The 18011-nt window shown below is 60.1% G+C and carries 19 protein-coding genes and 1 tRNA gene; 8 read left to right on the top strand and 12 right to left on the bottom strand.

The genetic code is table 11. From position 1 onward, the window contains the following. The gene (locus A7K61_RS15685; protein WP_044271439.1) at positions 1–351 is read left to right on the top strand and encodes a hypothetical protein; all 351 of its coding nucleotides are present in this window, start codon (positions 1–3) and stop codon (positions 349–351) included. Here the strand turns inward: A7K61_RS15685 and sctU are convergent, their stop codons facing one another. From sctU to sctW, 11 genes are read right to left on the bottom strand one after another with little or no spacing between them, the layout of a single operon-like run. Beyond that, positions 352–1449, bottom strand: a complete 1098-nt coding sequence (gene sctU, locus A7K61_RS15680) for a type III secretion system export apparatus subunit SctU (protein WP_047712537.1) — start codon at positions 1447–1449, stop codon at positions 352–354. After that, positions 1446–2234, bottom strand: coding sequence for a type III secretion system export apparatus subunit SctT (gene sctT, locus A7K61_RS15675; RefSeq protein ID WP_069557891.1), 789 nt, complete (start codon positions 2232–2234; stop codon positions 1446–1448). Before sctT ends, sctU begins: the two co-directional genes overlap by 4 nt. Before the next feature lie 10 nt (positions 2235–2244). Then, entirely contained in the window at positions 2245–2508 is a 264-nt protein-coding gene (gene sctS / locus A7K61_RS15670; protein ID WP_014716816.1) for a type III secretion system export apparatus subunit SctS, read from the bottom strand. Between the two features lie 7 nt (positions 2509–2515). Continuing rightward, a complete protein-coding gene (gene sctR / locus A7K61_RS15665; RefSeq protein WP_044271371.1) occupies positions 2516–3169 on the bottom strand; it encodes a type III secretion system export apparatus subunit SctR in 654 nt (217 codons plus the stop codon). Further along, entirely contained in the window at positions 3166–4182 is a 1017-nt protein-coding gene (locus A7K61_RS15660) for a FliM/FliN family flagellar motor switch protein (RefSeq protein WP_047712536.1), read from the bottom strand. Before A7K61_RS15660 ends, sctR begins: the two co-directional genes overlap by 4 nt. Continuing rightward, positions 4179–4637: a type III secretion system HrpP C-terminal domain-containing protein gene (locus tag A7K61_RS15655; protein WP_047712535.1), complete on the bottom strand. Its 459-nt coding sequence runs from the start codon at positions 4635–4637 to the stop codon at positions 4179–4181. The genes A7K61_RS15660 and A7K61_RS15655 overlap by 4 nt, the downstream gene beginning before the upstream one ends. Beyond that, complete coding sequence (locus A7K61_RS15650; RefSeq protein WP_047712534.1) at positions 4634–5062, bottom strand: YscO family type III secretion system apparatus protein; 429 nt, start codon at positions 5060–5062, stop codon at positions 4634–4636. Before A7K61_RS15650 ends, A7K61_RS15655 begins: the two co-directional genes overlap by 4 nt. Further along, a complete protein-coding gene (locus tag A7K61_RS15645) occupies positions 5049–6407 on the bottom strand; it encodes a FliI/YscN family ATPase (RefSeq protein WP_044271367.1) in 1359 nt (452 codons plus the stop codon). The genes A7K61_RS15650 and A7K61_RS15645 overlap by 14 nt, the downstream gene beginning before the upstream one ends. Further along, positions 6404–7303 (bottom strand): FHA domain-containing protein, encoded by a 900-nt coding sequence (locus tag A7K61_RS15640; protein ID WP_069557903.1) that lies wholly within the window; start codon positions 7301–7303, stop codon positions 6404–6406. The genes A7K61_RS15645 and A7K61_RS15640 overlap by 4 nt, the downstream gene beginning before the upstream one ends. 37 nt (positions 7304–7340) lie before the next feature. After that, the gene (sctV, locus tag A7K61_RS15635; RefSeq protein WP_069557890.1) at positions 7341–9434 is read right to left on the bottom strand and encodes a type III secretion system export apparatus subunit SctV; all 2094 of its coding nucleotides are present in this window, start codon (positions 9432–9434) and stop codon (positions 7341–7343) included. Then, a complete protein-coding gene (sctW, locus tag A7K61_RS15630; protein ID WP_069557889.1) occupies positions 9431–10492 on the bottom strand; it encodes a type III secretion system gatekeeper subunit SctW in 1062 nt (353 codons plus the stop codon). Before sctW ends, sctV begins: the two co-directional genes overlap by 4 nt. Before the next feature lie 264 nt (positions 10493–10756). Here sctW and A7K61_RS15625 point away from each other — a divergent pair, with 264 nt between their 5' ends. The 5 genes from A7K61_RS15625 (at position 10757) to A7K61_RS15605 (ending at position 15139) form a co-directional block, all read left to right on the top strand. Then, positions 10757–11308: an RNA polymerase sigma factor gene (locus A7K61_RS15625; RefSeq protein WP_047712531.1), complete on the top strand. Its 552-nt coding sequence runs from the start codon at positions 10757–10759 to the stop codon at positions 11306–11308. A gap of 237 nt (positions 11309–11545) precedes the next feature. Continuing rightward, positions 11546–11622: transfer RNA gene (locus A7K61_RS15620), tRNA-Met, on the top strand. Between the two features lie 128 nt (positions 11623–11750). Continuing rightward, on the top strand, positions 11751–12530 hold the full coding sequence (locus A7K61_RS15615) for a PhzF family phenazine biosynthesis protein (RefSeq protein ID WP_044271358.1): 780 nt from the start codon (positions 11751–11753) through the stop codon (positions 12528–12530). 35 nt (positions 12531–12565) lie between these two features. Further along, a complete protein-coding gene (ggt, locus tag A7K61_RS15610) occupies positions 12566–14395 on the top strand; it encodes a gamma-glutamyltransferase (protein WP_069557888.1) in 1830 nt (609 codons plus the stop codon). Positions 14396–14422: 27 nt separating this feature from the next. Beyond that, positions 14423–15139, top strand: coding sequence for a polyphenol oxidase family protein (locus A7K61_RS15605; RefSeq protein ID WP_047712529.1), 717 nt, complete (start codon positions 14423–14425; stop codon positions 15137–15139). A gap of 85 nt (positions 15140–15224) precedes the next feature. On the opposite strand, the gene ddlA is transcribed toward A7K61_RS15605, so the two are convergent. After that, positions 15225–16319 (bottom strand): D-alanine--D-alanine ligase, encoded by a 1095-nt coding sequence (ddlA, locus tag A7K61_RS15600; protein ID WP_069557887.1) that lies wholly within the window; start codon positions 16317–16319, stop codon positions 15225–15227. A 162-nt stretch (positions 16320–16481) separates the two neighbouring features. On the opposite strand from ddlA, the gene A7K61_RS15595 reads away from it, so the two are divergent. Then, positions 16482–17291, top strand: a complete 810-nt coding sequence (locus A7K61_RS15595) for an AraC family transcriptional regulator (protein WP_044271350.1) — start codon at positions 16482–16484, stop codon at positions 17289–17291. Positions 17292–17653: 362 nt separating this feature from the next. After that, positions 17654–17863, top strand: coding sequence for a DUF6124 family protein (locus A7K61_RS15590; RefSeq protein WP_069557886.1), 210 nt, complete (start codon positions 17654–17656; stop codon positions 17861–17863). Positions 17864–18011: the final 148 nt, after the last annotated feature.

Raw genomic sequence — 18011 nt, 5'->3', positions numbered from 1 at the left:
ATGCCAGACGATCAACGCCAGGTATTTCTGAGCGAACTGATGAGTGGCACCGCCACTCACCAGTTGCTCGCCCCTGGTATCAAGCTGTGCACGTTGACGGCGGGTAGCCATTCGGGGCTGGCCCTGCATGTCGCTCGCGAAGCGTTGCAAGCCGGGCAATTGCAACGGATATTACAGCGCCGCTTCGAGCAGGCCCTGGTATTCGACGGGTGTTTTGTCTACCTCGATGCCCAGGGAGCCATGGTGATCTGGCATGCGCTGCCAACACCGCCCGGCAATCTGGACAGGGCGCTGAGCCGGATGCTCTCGCTGGCCGGTCTCAGCGTCCTGGACCCAGGATCCAGTCACTGATCAGCGCTGCTCAAGCTCCGGGAGCTCCAGCGTCTCGCGTTTGGCGTCATCATCCAGCTCGCGCAAGGTGCGATAGATCAACGCCACGGCCTGCAGGGTTTCGCGAGGAATGCTGGCTCCCAGCTTTTTGGTGTAAATCGTACGTGCCAACCACACGCACTGAATCACGGGCACTTCGGCGGCCTTCGCGCGCGCGATCAGTTTTCGCGCTTCGTCATCCATGCCTTTGCTGATCAGCAGGGGCAGAGGCGTCTTGCCAGGACGGTAATACAGGGCGACCGCAAAGTGCGTCGGGTTGACCACCAGCATATCAGCCTCTTCCAGCTTGGGCAGTTTGACCTTCGGCTCCTCCTGGGCCAATTGCTGCGCCAACTGACGGCGCTGGCCTTTCACATGGGGGTCGCCTTCCATGTCCTTGTACTCTTTGACGACCTCGACTTGCGTCATCCGCATGCGCTTGGCAAAGAAATACTTCTGCATAGTCATGTCGATAAGCGCCAGTACCAGCAACAGCCCAAGGCAGGCGTGCAGCAAATAGCGAAACAGGGCAATCAGCGCCAGGATGTAACTTTGCAGGTCACTGTTTGCCAGGTTGATCAGCGTCCCCACGGAGGGCCAGACCACCACGTACACAATCATTCCTAAAAGAAACGCCTTGGCGATGCTCATCAACAGATTGATCACCGACTGGGCAGAAAACATTTGCTTGATTTGGCTCAGGGGGTTGAGGCGGTTGAAATCCAGCTTCAGGGTCTCTGGGGCAAACAGCAACCCGAACTGCATCCAGCTGCTGATCAGTTTCGTGGCAATCGCCAGGGTAGCCATCAGCAGGGAGAACGAAAAAAACACGGTCAGTCCGTCCACCAGTACTTCTTCCAGCGATCGTGCAAACGGCTGGCCCACGCGAGACATCGGCAACACCATCATTTGCTGGAAGCGCTGCATGCTGGTCTCGGCGGTAAACAGCGCAATCTCGCTGATGGCCGCCAGCGCCAGCAACTTGCCCACGTCCTGGCTTTGGGCGACCTGGCCTTTCTTACGTTGATCGCGCAGCTTCTTGGCTGACGCGGGATGCTTCTTTTCCCCCGAGTCGCTCATTGCTGCGAGCCCTGGAACAACAGCCCCAATACATGCTTAAGATCGCCCAGCTGGCTCAGGCGCCCGACGATCAGGTCTTGCAGTAATGCAAAGTACAACAACAAAATGCCGATACCCGCCAGGCACTTGAGCGGTGGCGCCAGCGTACTCACCTGTAACTGCTGGCTGTACACGCCCAGCAGCGCGACACCGAACTCCAGCAACAACAGCACTGCGATGAAGGGAGCGGCGTATAGCATCATGTGCGTAAACGTATCTCCCAGCAGGTCGACAAACAGACTCATACCATTCTCTGCCGGGAGCGGGAACCACACAGTAGGCGGCCAAATCAGGTAGCTGTCCCAGATCACCTGGGTCAGCGCGCCCAGCCCCAGCACAGCCATCAGCAAGAAAATCGCCAGTTGCTTGAACAGATGCCCGATCGGCGTCGCGTCTGGCCCCAGGGAGGGGTTGAGCTGGCCACCGGCCAAGGCGCCGCGCTGGTTATCCAGCAGCGCCCCCACCGACTCGAAAAGCCAGAACGGCATGGACAACAACACCCCCAGCAGCACCCCAAGGGCCACCTCTTTCAGCGCCAGGCCGGCGAGCATGAGCCCCGAGAGCTCCTGGCCTTGCAATGCCGCATGGATGGCCGGCGCGGGCATCAATGCCATGACCATCACCAAGGTATGCCGAGGCATGCCGCGTATATGCTGAAAACAGAACGCCGCCACCAGGATGCCACAGGGGTATATACGCGCCATACCGAGCACCAGGCTGGGCAGAAAATCGAGATACAGCAGCACAGGCAGGATCTCAGTTCAGGGCCGAACGGCCGATCATTTCAAAGGTCAGGTTGATCAGCTGGATCAACTCCACGCCAATCCAGCGCCCTGTCAGGATCAACGTGACCCCCACGGCGACCAGCTTGATGCCAAAGGGCAGCGTCTGATCTTGTATCTGCATCAGCGCTTGCACCAGGGACGTCAGCACACCAACCACCACCGCCACAATCAACGGCGGCGCCGACAGCACGACCACCAGCAACATCCCCTGCTTGAACAGCACGATCGGTTCCATAGGCGACTCAGAGATAGGAAAGGAACAGGCTGTCGAGCAATCGCGACCAGCCGGACACCAGCACGAACAACAACAGTTTGAGCGGCAGGGAAATCGTCATGGGCGAGACCATTTGCATCCCCAGCGCCAGCAGCAGGTTGGACACAATCAGGTCAATCACAATGAAGGGAATGTAGATCAAAAAGCCGATCTCGAACCCCGCCTGCAACTGCGACAGTACGAACGCCGGAATCAGCAGAATCAAGTCTTCGCGCTGCACCTCCTGGGCCATTTTCACAGGCCACAGGCGCGAAGTGTTTTCCAGCAGATGAGTCAGTACATCGGGGTCGATGTTGCGCAGCATGAAGGCACGCAAGGGTTGGATGGCCTCATTGCCGGTCTGCAGGAACGTGTGCACGTTGCTCATGTCCAGGGGCGATGCCTTGACGTTCTCGGCGATCTCGTAACCTACCGGTGCCATGATGAACAGCGTTGCCGCCAGTGCGATACCGTTGATGGCCATGCCAGGCGGAACCTGCTGCACCCCGATGGCGTTGCGGGTGATCATCAGCACAATCACGATCTTCAAAAACGCTGTACAGACCACCAACAGCATGGGCATCAATGACAATGCCCCAAGAAAGACTGCCAGAACAAGAGGGTCCAGCCCCTGGATTGTCATCGAGCGAACATCACGCGGGACAGCTGCAGGCCCAGGCGCCCGTCGACTTCCACCAACTGCCCTTGGGCAATAGGTCGATCGCCATAATAGAGGCCAGCCATACCGGGACCGTAACCGGCAATACCCAGCACCGAGCCGGCCGCCAGGTTGCGCAGTTCACCCAGCGTAAGGTTGAGTGTTCCGCAGCGTACGCTCAGTGCCATGCTCAACTCATCGAATGGCTCACTGCCGAAGACATCCACCACCGGCATATCTTCCTCACTCCCAGCGTAATGGGGGGCTGCAAAATTTTCGTCCATGGATGTGTCCTCGATAGAAGTTAAGGTCAGACAAAGCGCCCCGGTGGCATCGTCAATGCAACCATGCAGCCGCTGTTTGCCAACCTGTACATAACCGCTGCCCTGGGCTTGAAAGCAGGTCTGCTCAAGCACCACGACATCACCCGCGCGCAAGCTGCGTGCTTGTGCAACCGATAGCTGCACGCGCCCAAGGGTCACGGCAATTGCCAGTTCAAACGATGCCGGCAGCGGCGCAGCCGTGACACGCCAAGGCCCAGCCTCACACAAAGCCAGGAAGGTTTCGGGGGCCAGCCACACATAACCATCCACCCGAGACGTGCCCAGAGTTGCGCTGAGGCGACAGCCAAAACCCGTGGCTCGGTCCACTTCCTCCAAGAGGCGCACACTGCCCAGCAACGCCTTGACCTGGGGGCTCAGGTGATAATGGAACAGGTCCCAGAACCAGGAGTCCGGGTCATTGCCAAACTGCGCCAACGGCACCGGGCACTCTCCGAGCAGGCTGAGCAACGGTCCCGCCTCAGCGAGCACCAGCGCGCCACACGCCGTCTCCAGACCTAGAGAATCGACCCGGGTAGGAGAACGCCCAGGTTCGAGCCGCAGCTCACCGCGCTGACCTGCGACCTGAAACGCAAGGCGCAGCCCGCGCCCCAATCGACGGCGTGCGGCAACGGTGTCGTGTCGCAGCTTAGGTAATGTCAGTATCGGCACTATCACGCGCAGCCGACGTTAGGCAGGCTGAGGCTCACTGGAAGTCCCAACGCCTGCGTAAATCGGTCCTCACATTGTTGCCGTACACCACCGAGCCAGCGCGCCGTGGCATCGTGTTCCGCTTCCAGTTCAATCGCCCAGGCGCTCTGTTCTCGACGTACACTGGCGTTTATCCGCCCCAGGCGTGGCAAGTACAGTACCGCCTGCAACGGCCACTGCGAACCGGCCAACACCCGAGGCGCCAGCTGTTCGGCCAGCGCCTCGATCATGGCGATGCCGGCCACGGCTTTTTTCCCCGACAAGGAAGCTCCCGTCCCGGCGTCCTCCCCATCATGAGCAAACAGCTGCGCAAACAATCGCCCTTGCTCCCATGGCACCACACCCACAGTGCCTGGCTCACGTTCCTCCCTCGGCTCGCGCAAACGCGGGCGCTCAACGGGCTTATTTGCAACCTGGGTCATATCGGCTCCTGTGCCAGTAAAAGGGATAGCTCCTGAAGCTTTTCCACCTGCCGCAGGCATTCGGTGGCTTGCCTCTGGGCGCTGCCAACGCGGCTTTCTTTCTCGTGTCGTTGGTTGCGCAATGCCTCAAGCTGCCCCTCACCACGCTGGGTGTTTGCAGATAAAGAGCGCTCCTGTGCACTCCAGGATTTAAGGCCTTGCAAGGTCAAGACCTGGCCCTGGTGCTGACTGAGCAACAGCTCACTTTGCCGGGCCTCCTCCTGCCGAGTGTGTTCAAGCGCATCCTGGGCCTGCTGGATATGCGCCAACAGGGCCTGCTGCGCACGCTTGGCCTCGCGCAGGGCACGTTCGGCCCGATCGGCCCGGTGCCTGCGCAGACGACGAAGCGTCTCCACTTCACCGAGCAGCACGTCAGAATGGGACATGGGTGGTCAGCTCCTTGAGTTGCTCCAGCGTGACGGCCATCGGCGAGGGTTCACGCAAATCCTGGCGCAGGAAACCATCCACCGCTTGCCGGCTGTTTACGGCCAGGTCCGTCAGGGCATCGCTGCCAGGCTGGTACTCCCCCAACTTGAGCATCAGCTCGATCTGTTGGTACGCCGACAGTAAACGTCGCAACGCCGTGCCTGCGCGGATATCCTCAGGTTCTGCAACGTTGCTCAATATTCGAGAAAGGCTTGCCAGCACATCCACCGCCGGATAGTGCCCGCGCTCGGCCAATTTGCGCGACAGCACGATATGTCCGTCGAGCAGCGAACGCACTTCATCGGCCACCGGGTCGTTCATGGAGTCCTGCTCGATCAGCACCGTGTAGATCGCAGTGATCACACCGTCACGGGTCAACCCGGCGCGCTCCACCAGGCGCGGCAGCAAGCTGTACACCGAAGGGGGCAGGCCACCGCGCCCCAGGGGTTCGCCAGCCGCCAGGCCGATTTCGCGCTGGGCCCTGGCGAAACGGGTCAGGGAGTCAATCAGCAGCAGCACGCGTTGGCCCTTGCGCCGAAAGCCTTCGGCCAATGCCGTGGCGGTAAACGCGGCGCGGGCGCGCTCCATGCTGGAGCGATCAGACGTGGCACACACCAGTACCGCTTTAGAGCGCAGTTGCTCATCCAGCTCATGGTCGAGAAACTCACGCAGTTCGCGCCCTCGCTCGCCGATCAGGCCGAACACGATGACGTCGCATTCGACGTTACGGGCGATCTCGGCCAACAAGGTCGTCTTGCCACAACCGGCTCCAGCGAACAGACCGACACGCTGGCCTTCGCCTAGCGTCATCAAGCCATCAATGGACCGTACACCGGTGGCCAGCGCGCGGTTGATACGCGGCCGGTCGGTGGGCAAAGGCGCTTCACACAGCACCGCACTGGTGTCCGGCAGTTCAGACTCCACAAACGCGCTGGCACCCTGGCCCGTGATCGGCCGCCCGAAACCGTCCAGTACCTGGCCCAACAGCGCCTCGCTGACCTGCACTCGGTGCGAAACGCCCAGGCGCTCAACACCGGCGCCCACTCGCACGCCTTCGAGGTTGCCCAGGGCACTGAGCACCGCATCTTGCTGATCAAAGCCGATGATTTCGGCGAGCATGAAATCACCCGGGCCTTTTTCTACCTGACACAAGTCGCCGATGCGCGCCTGAGGCAGTCGGCACTGGAGCAGCATGCCATTGACGCGCTGGATGCGACCACGCATCGCCACTGGCGCAAAGCTACTTAGCGCCTGGGCCTGGCGCTGTTGCCAGGCGTCGAGACGCGCTTGCAGTTGCGTACTCACCAAAGCACCTCATAACGCTGCGCGCCGTCAAAAACCACTTTGCTGTTGTCGATCAGCACCAGGCGCAGGCCGTCTACCTGATCCCCCAGAAAAAGCCGGCTGCCCTCTTCCAGCACCACGTGGCCGTTCGGTCCGCCCACTATCTGCACAATTCTGAACGGCAAGGCCTCATCACGCACACGTACACGACTGATCACCGGCACCGCACTGTCGAATTGCTCACCAAAACGGCTGAGCATCCGCGACACCAACTCCACATCCTCTTGGGAAACATCCCCGCTGAGCACGACTTGGCCGTTGATCACCTGCAAGCCGATGCGCGGGATCAACTCACGCTCGCCAAGCATCTTCACCAACTGTTGGCGCACATCAGTTGGTGAGGCCAGTTCCTGTTTTCCAGCCACCACAGGCATCAGCGAAGCCTGGGCCTCATGCTCCCCGGTCGAGACCGTGCCCACTACCGCGATGATGATCGCCATTATCAACACCAGGCTGATCAAGCGCTTTTGCTGCGAGGGCGCAATGGAGGACAACTTCATTGACTGCGCAGGTTCATCCGCCGATGGCACCGCTGCGGCTGCCGGCGCCACAGGCTCGGGCCACGGGTGATCCGCCAGGGTGACGCACAACCTTACGCTGCCCACTAAAAAGGGCACGTTCAACGCCAGATCCGGGATCTGCGCCATGGCCTGTCCAGAAGCCCCGTACAACAGCTCAGCCTCGGCCTGCACCGACCAGTTAGCCTCAGAAAAGCGCAGCAACGCATGATGCTCGGCAACCCCCGGATCGTTCAGCACCAAGTCAGCGTCTGCCTGGGCGCCGATGCTCCATTGTTCACCGAACAACGGCAACGCAGCGCCCTGGCGCTGGCCATCAAGCACCCGTAACTCATACATCATCGAGCCCTCCTCTGTATTGACCATGGCTGGGGGCTCATGCCGCCGCCCCCCGCACCAAGGTTTCCTGGCCCAGGTCTATGCGCCCCAGGACCTTGACCTTGGATGTGCTTCCCAACTCAGCGAAAGACAGCACCGGGACATGGTTGAACTCTTCCAGCAGCAAGGTCCGCAATGGGCTGCGCAAGTCTTGCGCCACCAACATCACACTTTTGCTCTTGGCCCTTAGAACAAAGGCTTGGTTGAGCAGGCTGATAAAGGCCGCGCTGTTGTTCTCGTCCAGCGCAAAGAACACGCCGGTCTGGGTCTGGCGCAGCGCCTCGCGCAGGATGTTTTCGCTCTGCGGAGACAACAGCCAGGCATGCAGGCCATCGGCCTCGCTGTACTGGTGGTAGATCTGTGCCTTGAGGGCAATGCGCGCATAGTCGGCCAGGGCTTCGGGTTCACGCTCGTGTTGCCCGTACTCGATCAGCGACTCGACAATCAGTCGTACCGCCCGCAACGGTACGCCTTCACTGGCCAGGCGTTGCAACACCGCGGAAAAACGTGACAGCGGCATGATGCGCTGCAGTTCCTGCACCAGTTCCGGCTGGTTATGCTCAAGCCAACTCAAGATCGACTTGCTCTCCTGAATCCCCAGGAACTGTGGCCCGCTGAGCATCATCGCCTGCCTCATGCGTTCCAGGATCAGTTGCGTGGCCGTGAAGCGCTCCAATTGCGGGTCATCGAGCAACGGATCATCAGGGGGCAACCAGAGCCAATCCTGTTCATCCCGCTCCGCCAGCCCCGGTATGGCGTGCTCTGGCTCAACTGTCAGCGCCTTGCGCTCAACGGCCACATGATTGACCACTGACGCCCTGACCATGGGCACCTCATGCACACAGAAGCGCATTTCATCGACGGCCAGGGAGTCATCGAGTTCGACTTCGAACGGCGGCAACGTCAGGCCAATATTGGCCACCAGTGAGTTTCGCGACTGGCGAATCCCATGGATCAGATCCGTCACCTCAGGCGTTCCGCGCAGAACGGGGGAAAACTGCAGCAGGTAAGGACGCGAAGGGTCAAAACCGCGCAAGTCCTCTTTACCGTTCTCTTCAGGGCGGACGACTTCAGCGGCCTCGTTGGCGGGTTCTGCCTGTCGCTGACGCTGACGTACCAGGTAGTACCCCACACTCCCGGTGATCATCGCGATAAAAATAAACACCAGGGTAGGCATGCCAGGCACCAAGGCAAACGCAAGCATGCCCACCGAGGCAATCACCCAGCTCTTGGGTTCGCTGGTCATTTGCCGGGCAATTTCGACACCCATGTTACTGACGCCTTTGCGTCCATCCGGCGCTACACGGGTGATGATCATGCCCGCAGTCAGAGAGATCAGCAGCGCTGGAATTTGCGCTATCAGCCCATCGCCGATGGTCAGTACCGAATACAGCGAAATAGAATCGGCAGCGCTCAGGCCGTGCTGGAACATCCCCGTGGAAAAGCCGCCCAACAGGTTGACCACGACGATGATCAAACCAGCGATGGCGTCGCCTTTGACGAACTTCATGGCGCCATCCATGGCCCCGAACAGCTGGCTTTCACGCGACAGCTGATCGCGTTTGTCGCGCGCTTGCACGCCGTCAATCAACCCGGCTCGCAGGTCGCTGTCGATGGACATCTGTTTACCCGGCATCGCATCCAGGCTGAACCTCGCCGCCACCTCGGCGACCCGCTCCGAGCCCTTGGTGATCACCAGGAAGTTGACCAGGGTCAGGATCAGGAAGATCACCATCCCGACCGCCAGGTTTCCTCCAACCACAAAATTACCGAAGGCCTCTACGATGTCACCAGCGTCCCGCTCCAGCAGGATCAAGCGAGTGGTCGCAATCGACAACGCCAGTCGAAACATGGTCGTCAGCAACAAAATCGAGGGGAATGACGAAAACGCCAGGGGGCCCGGCAAGTAGAGCGCCAGCACGATCAAGAGGCACGAAATACAGATATTCAAAGCAATCAGAATATCCACCAGCCAGGTGGGCAGTGGCACGATAAAGATAAAGATAATGCCCATGACCACCACGGCGCCCAGCACTTCGGCACGTTGTGCGGCTTTAAGCAGCAAGCCGTTGATGGTCGACAGTACGGTCACGTCATTACCCCCGACAGACCGGCGCGCTTGGTTCCGCCATGAATTCGATTCAGCTCATCCATCACCACCAAAAAGCTGGCCAAGGTTTCCTGACGGCCTCTATTGTCAGGCCACAGGGCCAGGGGCAATTGCTGGATGAGGGGATAAAGCGCGTTGAGCGCAATGAGTTGCCGGGCGAGCGGCCCTCCCCCCAGATCATCCCCCAGCCGCAGGATTTCGCCGGCGGTTATACCGCTGCCGGCGTAACCCAATAGACGCTGCAGCAGCGTAACCGCCTCATCCTCCATACACAGGCGCTGCTTGCACGCCACGCAACCAGCCAGCACTGCGCTCAATTGCCCGCAGCTTCGCAGTCCCACCAACAAGGTGCGCAACATTGGCGTAGGCATTGAGGACACCAACGCGGCTATATCGTCCGCCAGGGCTTTACGCATCACGGTAAGCCCGTCTTGAAACCGGTCGCCGCCGTATACACCCAACAGGGCTTGCATCATCGTCGCGAGGGATTGGCGCGTGACCACGCTGGCGTAGTAGAGCGCACGTAGGGCCTGGCGCTCCTCGGCGTCCGCGCAGGCCGCTTGCAATGCCACAGCGATATTTAGGCCGGCCTGGATTTGCCCCTTGAAACGAGCCTCCAGCTTGGCAATCGCTGAACGCGCCAAGGCAGCCTCGGATTTACGGATTTCAGTATCGGCCTCGTTGGCCAGGTGCTTGAGCACCACGAACGCACGCGCCGGGTCGCCGCCCGCAATGTCGAGCAGCTTTTCGACACTGGCGCTTTGCAGCAAGTGCATCCTGAGTCGGCGCGAAACCGCAGCCATGCTCGCCTGGGCCGGGTGACCCAATTGGTCATAAAGCTCCGCCAGCTTTTCAGCCGCAGGCACGCGCACGCCCATCTGCCGATGGGCCAGCGGAAGCTTGTTGAGCTCCACCTCCTGATTGAACCGATGGGCCAGTTCGTCGACACCCTTCGCAAGTGCAGGCACGGAGGCAGTGTTGATAACAGGTTGATCCGGACGTTGGACCGTTTGCACATCGTTGCGAGATTCGACTTTCATGGACAGGCCAGTTCAGGAAGAGTGTTTTCCCTGTGTGGCCAGGCCTACCCATACAGTTCCATTGAAATTTGAGGCTGAGGCGAGTTTGAAAATACTTGCACAGACGCCCATTTCCCAAGTGCAAAAGCCTGCGTAAAAGAACCTCAATTCAAAATATTTATTTATTTAAATCAACTATTTATACGATTTTTTCTCTTTGGCACATGCAGTGCAATCGGGTTTCTGTCGACACGTTTCGACTGCGTCTACCTTAAGGAAAAAATCATGAATATCCCTATTGAAGCCTTAGTTCACCTTGGTGGCAGTTCGCCTCAATTCATGCTCCATCTGACAGACGACCAACAGAAAAAACTCCGACGTTTCATTCACAAACGGGTACTCAATCCCGAAGACGCGGATGATCTTTTGCAACTGACTTACTTGGAAGCCTGGCGCAATCGCGAGCGTTTCAGTGGTAACGCCACGCTCAGCACCTGGATGTGCGGCATCGCGCAAAACCTGATCCGCAACCACTTTCGACGCCTGTATGCCAAGCCTGCACATTGCGAATTCGATGAGTCGCTGTGGCACGGACAGGAAGAAAGCCACAGCCTGGACTGGGAATTCGAGGTCAACCGGCGACTGGAAAATACCCTGAGCGCGATCGATCACTTGCCCACAGAAATGCGTAGGACGTTGTATGCCTCGCTGCAAACCGACGGCAGCTACCAGGACACCGCCGACGTACTGGACATTCCTATCGGCACCGTGCGCTCGCGCCTGTCACGGGCACGCGAACAGCTCAAGCGCGTCACCCACACCTCACTGCACCCGTAAGTTGAATTAGCCGGTCAAGCGTTGGGCGACAGGGATATCTGCCCAACACTGTCGGACTTGGCCCGCGAGTAAACCTTCAAAGACACCGAGCTTCTTCTACTCCCCCTCATCCACGGTGCATTCGCCACCGCCCGTCGCCAAAATCAGCGCTTTGGCTTAAACAGTTGAAAGCGTAGAAAAATTTTCAACAAAAACGCTTGACGCATTGCCGTTCCAAGCGAATAATGCGCGCCACTTGGCTACATAGCTCAGTTGGTTAGAGCATAGCATTCATAATGCTGGGGTCCGGGGTTCAAGTCCCTGTGTAGCCACCAAGTACTAAAAACGGCTTACCGAAAGGTAGGCCGTTTTTTTATGCGCGCAAAAAAACTCCCCAACTGTATTTTGACGCCCCCCACCCCCACTGTTAGTGTCCAGCCTCCCCCCAACACGGAGTGCCACGATGCAACTGGACATCTACCAAGTCGACGCTTTCAGCCACCATCCCTTCGGCGGCAACCCGGCAGCAGTGTGCCCACTCACTGAGTGGCTGCCTGATGAGCAACTGCAGCAGATTGCGGCCGAGAACAATCTTTCGGAAACCGCGTTCTTTGTACCCCGTGGCGACTTCTATGAGTTGCGCTGGCTCACGCCGGAAGTTGAGGTGGACCTGTGCGGCCATGCCACGTTGGCAGCCGCGTGGGTATTGATCCACAAGTTGGCGGACGCCCCCCAGGTGTTGCGCTTTGCGACCCGTAGCGGCGAGTTGCGGGTAACGCGCAATGGCGATGAGCTGGCGATGGATTTTCCGGCCAAGAAACCCGAACGCTGCGAGCCGCCCCACGGCATGTTGAGCGCCCTGGGGCTTGAAAACGCCGAGGTGTTTGGCACCGACGACTACATCGTGCTGGTGGAAGATGAAGCCCAGGTAGCGGCCCTCACACCGGATTTCGCACGGCTCAAGGGCCTGCCTAAACGCGGGATTGCGGTGACCGCCAAAAGCACGCGGTTTGATTTTGTCTCGCGCTGGTTCGGCCCGAATGTGGGGGTCAACGAAGACCCGGTTACCGGCTCGGCGCACACCTCGCTGGCACCGTTCTGGGCCGAGCGCCTGGGCAAATCGCAATTGAGCGCCGAGCAAGGCGGCCAGCGTAAGGGCCAGTTGCGCTGTGAGCTCCAGGGTGACCGGGTGATTATTTCCGGCAAGGCCGTGCTGTACATGCAAGGTACGATTTACCTGTAAAACGCAGTGCCCAAGGACAACAGCCCCTTCTCACCATGAACGGAGTTCAGCGCGTGTTTTTGATTTCCCGCCGCAGCCTGACAGTCATCGCCGCCACCCTGGCCCTCGCCGCCTGCCACACGCCGGTCAATGAACAGCCACCGGCCCCGGAGTTGGGCTCGGGCTATCGCACCGACCTGAGCACCCGCCACGCCGAGCGCCATATGGCTGCCGCCGCCAACCCATTGGCCGCCGAAGCCGGGCGTGAAATGCTGCGCCAAGGCGGTTCGGCCATTGATGCGGCGATTGCCATGCAAGCGGTATTGACTCTGGTGGAACCGCAGTCGTCCGGCATCGGCGGCGGTGCGTTCATCATGCTGTGGGATGGGCACAACGTGCAGGCTTACGACGGCCGCGAAACTGCACCGGCCGGGGCGACGGAGAGTCTGTTCCTAAAGGCCGACGGTACGCCGATGGCGTTTACGGATGCGCAAATTGGCGGGCGCTCGGTGGGCACGCCGGGCGTACTGCGCGCCTTGGAGATGGCGCACAAAAAGAGCGGCCACCTGCCGTGGGCCAAGCTGTTCGAGCCGGCGATCCGCCTGTCGGAGCAAGGCTTTGCCATTTCCCCGCGCTTGCACAGCTTGATCGCCGCTGACCGCTTTATCGCGCAATCGCCCGACATGGCGGCGTACTTCCTGAATGCCGATGGCTCGCCAAAAGCCACCGGCACGCTGCTGAAAAACCCGGCACTGGCCGCCGTGTTCAAGCGCATCGCCAAGGAAGGGCCGGACGCGCTGTACCAAGGCCCGATTGCCGAGGAGATCGCACGCAAGGTACAGGGCCATCGCAATGCCGGCAGCCTGTCCCAGGCCGACCTCAAAGGCTACACCGCCAAGCAGCGCGCACCACTGTGCACCGACTACAAACAATGGAAGGTCTGCGGCATGCCACCGCCGTCCTCGGGCGGGATAGCCGTGGCGCAGATCCTTGGGACACTGCAGGCCCTGGAAACCCGCGACCCGCGCCTGGCCATCGCCAAGATGACTCCGGTCAAGAGTGCTTCGCCGGCCGGGTTTGAACCGACACCCGAGGCCGTGCACCTGCTCGCCGAAGCCGGGCGCCTGGCCTTTGCCGACCGCGCGCTGTACGTGGCCGATGCAGACTTCACCCCCGTCCCGGTTGCCGGTCTTGTCGCGCCAGGTTACCTGGCACAACGCGCCTCGCTGATCCGCGAGCGCAGCATGGGCATCGCCAAGCCCGGCCACCCCGCCGGTATTCAGATGGCGTACGCACCAGACCGCTCGCCGCTACGCATCTCTACCTCACAGGTGGTGGCGGTGGACGACCAGGGCGGCGCCGTGTCGATGACCACCACGGTGGAAGCGGCATTCGGCTCCCATGTGATGGTCCAGGGCTTTTTGCTCAACAACCAGATGACCGACTTCTCGTTCATCCCCGCAGAAAACGGCCAGCCTGTGGCCAACCGTGTACAACCGGGCAAACGCCCACGCTCGGCCATGGCGCCGACCTTGGTGTTCGATCGCCACACGGGCGAACTGCTGGCTACCGTCGGCTCCCCCGGCGGCTCGCAAATCATCGAATACGTGAGTAAATCCCTGGTCGCCATGCTCGACTGGAAGCTCGACCCGCAGGCGGCCATCAGCCTGCCCAACTTTGGCAGTCGCAATGGTGCTACCGAGTTGGAAGTTGGACTGTTCAGCCCGGCGCTGAAACAGACGCTCAAGGACAAAGGCCACGCCCTGAGCGAGATCGAGATGACCAGCGGCGTGCAGGCCATCGTTCGCACACGGGATGCCCAGGGCAAAGTGACGCTCAGTGGCGGTGCTGACCCTCGGCGTGAAGGTGAGGCGTTGGGCGACTAGGGTGTTTTGATCAAAGGAGAATGCACGGTGCACAAAGCCCATAACCTCAATGCCCTCCCCGGCGTGGATCACGGTTTTTGCTCGATTGACGATCCGCTGCGCCCCGATGGCGTGTTTATTTGCAAACAGGTGCACAGCGCGTCAGTGATCGAGTGGCAGCCGGGTCAGCCGGCCAACACGAATGAGGCTGACGGGGTGTTCACCCGCAGCCGACAGCCGATTGCGGTCATCACGGCCGATTGTTTGCCCATTCTGATCGCGGGCGGTGAGTCGGTAGCAGCCATTCATGGCGGCTGGAAGGGCTTGCAGCGTGGGATCATCGGCAATGCCGTGCAGCGCTTCATAGATGACGGCATTACTGTGGACCAATTGCGGGTGGCGATCGGGCCGTCGATCAAACCGTGCTGCTATGAGGTGAGCGCAGCGTTTATTGCCGAGCTCCAGGTCGATCAAGGCCACCTGTGGCAGCACGGCCAGGCACCCTGGAGCGTTGAGCAACCGGCGCCTCTACAGCCCCCGCGCATTCCACCGCCCCACGCCAGGCAAACGGGAAGTGCCTGGTTTGATTTGAGCGGGTATGGGCTGCTGTTGCTGCACGCGGCGGGGGTCAAGCGCGAGCAGATCGAGGTGAGTGACGTGTGCACTTATTGCACGTCGCCGACGTTTGCCAGCTATCGCAGGAGGACGCATCACTTGGAGGAGCCGAAGACGTTGATCTATTCGTGGATTGCTCGTACAAACTAACGATCAAACCTTACTCTTGTGGCGAGGGAGCTCGCTCCCTTGCCACAGCTGCTCACAAGCCGTTGAGTCGAGCGCCCCCAAACAATCAGCGATTGCTCTTCAACCCCTTGCGACTCGCATGTCGCTCCAAAGCCAACTCAATCAACCGGCCCACCAACTCGCTGTAGCTCATGCCCGCCGCCTGCCACAGCTTGGGGTACATGCTGATGCGGGTAAAACCGGGCAGTGAGTTGATCTCGTTGATCAAAACTTCGCCGTCTTGGGTCAGGAACACATCCACCCGCGCCAGCCCGGCGCAACCCAACACCTCAAACGCTTCGATGGCCAGTCGGCGAATGCGCTCGCTGGCTTCATGACTGATAGCCGCCGGCACCACGACCTGGGCGGCCTGGGCGTCGATGTATTTGCTGTCGTAGGAGTAGAAGCCGCCGCTCACCACGATCTCGCCACAACCGCTGGCGATGGGCTGGTCATTACCCAGCACAGCGCATTCGATTTCACGGCCCTGCACGGCGGATTCCACCAGCACTTTTTCATCAAAGCCCAGCGCCAGTTCAACGGCAGCGTGGTACTCGGCTTCGTTGCCGACTTTACTCACGCCCACAGAGGAACCCTGGTTAGCGGGTTTGACGAACATCGGCAAACCGAGCTTGTTCACCGCCGTTTCAAAGGAGGTGCGCGCCGCGTTGCGACGTGTAAGGGTGATGAAGGGTGTGACGGCAATACCCGCGTCACGCAGCAGGCGCTTGCTGATGTCTTTGTCCATGCACACGGCCGAGCCGAGCACGTCGGAGCCGACGAAGGGCAAGTCGGCCATACGCAGCAAGCCTTGCAGGCAGCCGTCTTCGCCGAGGGTGCCGTGGACAATCGGGAAGATCACATCGATGTGTTCCAGCAAGCCCTGGCCGGAGGTTTCCACCACTTGCTGGCTGGCCTTGCCGGGCACCACCGCCAATTCACGGTTGGACTGGTTGAGGGCGATGAGCGCCGGGTTTTCCTGGTGGAGCAGGAAATTGGAGGTGTCATTGAGGTGCCAGTGACCGGCCTTGTCGATACCGATCAGCACGGGCTCAAAGCGCGAGCGGTCGAGGGCGTCGACGATGTTGCGCGCCGATTGCAGCGAGACTTCATGCTCAGCCGAACGGCCCCCAAAAATAATCCCTACCCGCACCTTGCTCATGACCCGACCTCACTATTGAAAGTAAGGCTTCTTACCACGGGCGGTCAGCGATTCGCTACCCGATGTGCCTCGCCCAACACCTGCACAATCGTACAAGACCCCGGCAGACAACCGGTGCAGACTCAGTTAACGTGTTTCCACCTCCTTTTGTGACAAGTCACCATGGGCAACCCCACCCACTCCCTCGACTGGCTGCACCGCGCGCCCCACGCCAGCGGCCTGGACCGTATCGAGGCGTACTTTGCCGGCTTCGCTTTCGACCCCCACCGCCATGACACCTACGCCATTGGGCGCACATTGTTCGGCGTGCAGAGCTTTCATTATCGCGGCGGCACGACCCACAGCCTGCCCGGCACCACCATGGTGATACACCCGGATGAAACCCATGACGGCCGCGCCGGCAGCGACGAAGGTTTCAAGTACCGGATGATTTATGTGGAGCCGGCGCTGATCCAGCAGATCCTCGGTGGCCAGCCGTTGCCGTTTATCCCTGGCGGCTTGTCCACCGACCCACGGCTGCACCGCGCCAGCGAAGTCTTGTTGCAAAGCCTGGATTGCCCGATAGACCCGATGCAAGAGCAAGACGCCCTGTTCGACCTGGCCCAGGCGCTGAGCGCTGCGTCCGGGGCCATCATCCACCGTAAATCCTTTGACTACATCGCAGCCGAACGCGCCCGTGAGTTCATCCACAGCGCCCTGGGCCGCAGCATCACCCTGGATGAAATAGCCGACCACGCCGGCCGCGACCGCTGGGCGTTATCGCGGGATTTTCGCGTGTTGTTCGGCACCAGCCCCTACCGCTACCTGACCATGCGCCGGCTGGACCTGGTGCGCCACTTATTGGCCCAGGGCCAATCGTTGGTGGATGCGGCCATGACCGCAGGCTTCACCGACCAGAGCCACATGACCCGCCAATTTCGCAGCACCTACGGCATGCCGCCATCACGTTGGGTGAAGATGCTCGGACGCTGAGTGCTGGGTTGGACTGTGGTCGTGTTACTGGCATTTGGTCATGGTTTGTAAAGGGCCAGCAAGCCGTGTTCCTTTAAATTGCAGGACGTTTCCGAGACAATCCCCGCCGCCTTGTGCCTGTTGGAATCGATGGCTAGTCTTCGGTCCGTCACTGGATTTCAGTGATCGGGTTTAGCAGCCCGAACTCAATAGGCACAGGTTCACCTATACGTTTATGGTGGCTGTGCGCGGGGCACTTTCGGGTGCGCCGGTTTTCCTATTGACCGGTCTGCTAACCCGCGTACAGCTGCCACCTTGCGTTTAGCAGCGTGAGTGGTCGCTCCCTTGCACAATAGGAGTTACACCAACTTCCCGATCCACCCATGGATTGCCTCGTCGTCAATGAAGAGCTCAGCTTCGAAGACGCTCAACTCTACATTTCCCATCTGCTCAACAGCGCATCGGCCACGGTGTGGGACTGTTGCGATCACCTGCAACCCCACGACCGCGCCCGAATCCATGCCGCATGGCACTTGCTGGAGATGGCCAAAACCGTGGTAAACCGCACCATCGAGTGCATGCCGCGCACCTGAAAACACTACAAAACCCATGTGTGTGTGCTGGCTTGCCTGCGATGGCCATAGATATCGACACAACGCTGTCGCAATCAACGGTAACCACGATGCGAAGCGAGCCGCTCTTGCTCTTGATCTGCTTGGGATCTTGATCTCAAGCGCCCCG

It is taken from the genome of Pseudomonas sp. AP42 (assembly GCF_001728935.1).
Classification (GTDB): domain Bacteria; phylum Pseudomonadota; class Gammaproteobacteria; order Pseudomonadales; family Pseudomonadaceae; genus Aquipseudomonas; species Aquipseudomonas lactis.
Note: the sequence above shows the minus strand (reverse complement) of the source record. Positions and strands in the feature narration are given on the sequence as shown.